This window comes from Candidatus Thermoplasmatota archaeon (assembly GCA_035540375.1).
In the GTDB taxonomy this organism is placed as follows: domain Archaea; phylum Thermoplasmatota; class SW-10-69-26; order JACQPN01; family JAJPHT01; genus DATLGO01.
In genome coordinates this window covers 1-3,020 of the sequence record DATLGO010000089.1, presented here as the reverse complement: position 1 = coordinate 3,020, position 3,020 = coordinate 1, and the positions used below count along the sequence as shown (strand labels likewise).

Annotated in this window: 1 protein-coding gene; it reads right to left on the bottom strand. The window is 73.4% G+C overall.

What is annotated here, in order from left to right:
* The coding region (locus VM889_10505) for a hypothetical protein (protein HVL48977.1) at positions 1 to 3,020 on the bottom strand (3,020 nt) is incomplete at both ends.

The following is a 3,020-nucleotide window of genomic DNA, read 5'->3' as shown; positions in this document are numbered from 1 at the left end:
GGGTGAACACGCGGCTTGCGTCGTAGAGGTCCGCGCCGCCGAGGTCGAGGCTCAGCGCGACGGGCGCCGTGTAGCCCATGGGCCGCGTATCGGCGTAGACGCGGAGCGGGGCCACCCCGACGAGCCTGTCCGGGCTGGGCGCGGTGAGGGTGGTGTTGAGGATCGCGCGGCCGGGCGCGTTGAGGTAGACGTCCGCGCCGGCGAGGTCGAGGCTCACGAGCGCGGCGCGGCGCCAGACGCTGCCGGTCGCGTCGTCGATCGCGAGGAGCGCGGGGAGGTGGAGGACCATGCCGTGGTTCTCGCTGAGCGCGCCGGTGAGGGGGAGGTCGCGCCACGCGATCGAGGCGTTCGGGAAGCCCACGAGGCCCTCGTCCTCGCCGGGGTCCCAGTCCGAGGCGAGGGGCGGCACGTCGAGGTCGAGCGCGAGGCTCACGCCGCGGCCCTTGAAGTCGTTGCGCTGCTCGGCGGCCTCGCCGATCGCGGTGATGTTGAAGCGCGCCTGGACGTAGGCGCCGAGGGCGAAGCCGCCGTTCGAGACGAAGCCCGTGTCGCGGCCCGCGAGGTCGAGGAGGAGGCCGTGGCCCGTGCCGTGGCCCTGGCCCTGGCTGTGGCCGGGGCGGCCCGTGCTCGCGTAGGTGTCGTCGCCCGCGAGGTCGAGCACGAGCCCGAGGCCCGAGTGGTTCGCCGCGCCGAGGGTATACTCGTCGCCGCGATAGAGGTCGCGGCCCGCGACGTCGAGCACGAGGCCGACGGCGGCCGGCGTGGGAAGGCCGCCGAGGCCGATGCAGCCGAAGTTCGGGCCGAGCTGGCCCACCGCTGGACAGCGGGAATCCGGCGTACCGACGCCTTCGAAGAGCGCGCGCTGGCCGAACCCGATCGCGCGGAAGCGCGCCGAGTACGTGTCGTCGCCGTCGAGGTCGACGAGCAGGCCCGCGGAGGGGAAGCTCAGAATGCGGGGACGGTAGCAGGTTGTCGCGGTGCGCCCCGGCTCGCACACGCCGGGAAGCACGTCGAGCAGGACCGCCGTCGCGTTGGCCGCGCCGAGCCCGTCGTCCTTCGCCTCGTAGCGGTCGTCGCCCGCGACGTCGTACAGGAGGCCGACGCCGCCGCCCGCGCTTCCGGCCGTGAAGGCGCGGCGCGCGGCGTAGCGGTCGTCGCCGCCGAGGTCGATCGCGAGGGCGACCGGCGTGCGCCAGGGGTAGCCGGTCGTGTGGACGCAAGGGGACTCCGCGTCCGCGCCCCCGCTTTGCGGGCAGACGACGGTCCGGTTCTCCCCGAGATCCGAGGGAGGCGTCCGGCCCCGCAGCCAGCTCGCGTTGAACGTGCCGCCCGCGTTGTTGAGGTAGAGGTCGTCCCCGCCGAGGTCGATCGTGAGGTATTGGTAGCGATCGGGGTTGATCGTGGTGTTCGAGGAGAGGCGGGGCCGGAGGTACCCGTCCATGAAGGCCGTGCCGCCGACGCGGAGCTGGCACGGGTCCGTCATGCCGATGTTGCCGGGCGGAGGAAGCGGGGCCTTCCAGTCCTTGCCGCACTCGGGCATCCAGTTCAACGGATCGTCGTCGTCGCGGGGCCGGAAGAAATTCCCGTAGACGAAGGTGTAGAATCCGTTCTCGATCTGCGCGGGGCTCCCGAAGCCGAGCAGGTTCGTGTTGTAGAAGTTGTCCACGAGCAGCGCGCCGTTGCGCTGGTTGGTCGCGTAGACGGGGAAGGCGCCGAAATCGTCGCCCACGACGCTCGACCCGTCGCCCAGGATCGCGACGTAGCCGAAGGGATCGCGGAAGATCACGTCGTTCGCGGGATCGCACGAGGAGCCGGTGTCGAAGAGGATCTCGCCGTCGAGCGAGAGCGGCTGCGAGTTCGCGGGCTCCTTGCCGTCGATCGGGTTTCGGCCCACGACGTCATGCGTCTCCTGGCCTTCCGAGAGACCGTCGTTGTTCTCGTCCTGCGTGATGACGACGCGGCAGCGGGCCTCGTCGACGGTGATCACGTAGGCGGCGGGCGAGAACAGGGCCGGGGTGTCGCGGCGTCCGTCGCCGTTGATGTCGATGAACAGCTCGTACGACCCGTTCGCGTGCGCGCGGACCGCGAAGCGCGACCCGAGCACGGTCTCGTTCACGATGTCGTCGGACCCGGCGGCCATCGCGGGCGGCGAGACGACCCACCAGGGCGCGGTCGGAACCGCGGGCGGGGCCGCGGCCGTCGCGGCGGCGGCGGAAAGGAGCAGCGCCGCGGCCTCGAGGATGGCGGGGTTCTGCGCGGCGCGGATCGTGTCCACGTGCGCGCGGAGGAGCAGGATGTCGGAGGGCGTCGCGCCCGGCTTCGCGGCGAGGCGCGCGAGGTCCTCGGCGGCGAGAAGCGCCTGCGTGTCGAGCGGGCGGGTCGCGGCGAACGTCCAGGCTGCGTTCGCGACGACGATCGCGGCGAGGTTGCGGGCGGCCGCGGCTTCGAGGTCGTCCGGGAGGTGGCGCGTCCCGGCGATGGCCCACGAGACGCCCGGGGTCACGGGGACCTCGAGCTGGAGGTAGAGCATCCAGAGGAGGGACGCGAGCGAAGGCACCTCGGCGGGCATCTCGGGGAGCTCGCCGCGCACGTCGTGGCCCGCGAGGCGGAGCGCCCACCGGTAGGCGTCGCGGGGGTCGCCCTCCGCAAGACGGGGGATTTCGCCCGCGACGTGGTCGGCCGTGACGGGAAGTCCGCGCTCGACGCTTGCGACCTGGAGGAGGAGGCCCCACTTCTCGAGCACGGGCGCGGTCTCGCGCACGGCGCGGTCCACGAGGCGCGCGGCCTCGGCGGCCGAGGCGGGGTCGCCGCGCGCGAGGAGCAGGTTGCGCGAGGCCGTCGTGAGCGAGGGGCTCGAGAGCGCCTCGAGGTCAGCGGGCGTGAGCGTGCCGAGCGCGCGCGTCTGGAGGACGGCCGCGTCCATGAGCGCGGCGAGGAGCGTCGCGAGGGCGCACTGCATCTCCTGCGGGAGGGCCGCCGCGCGGGCGCGCTCGCGGGCGACGACGGCGGGGTCGAGGCCG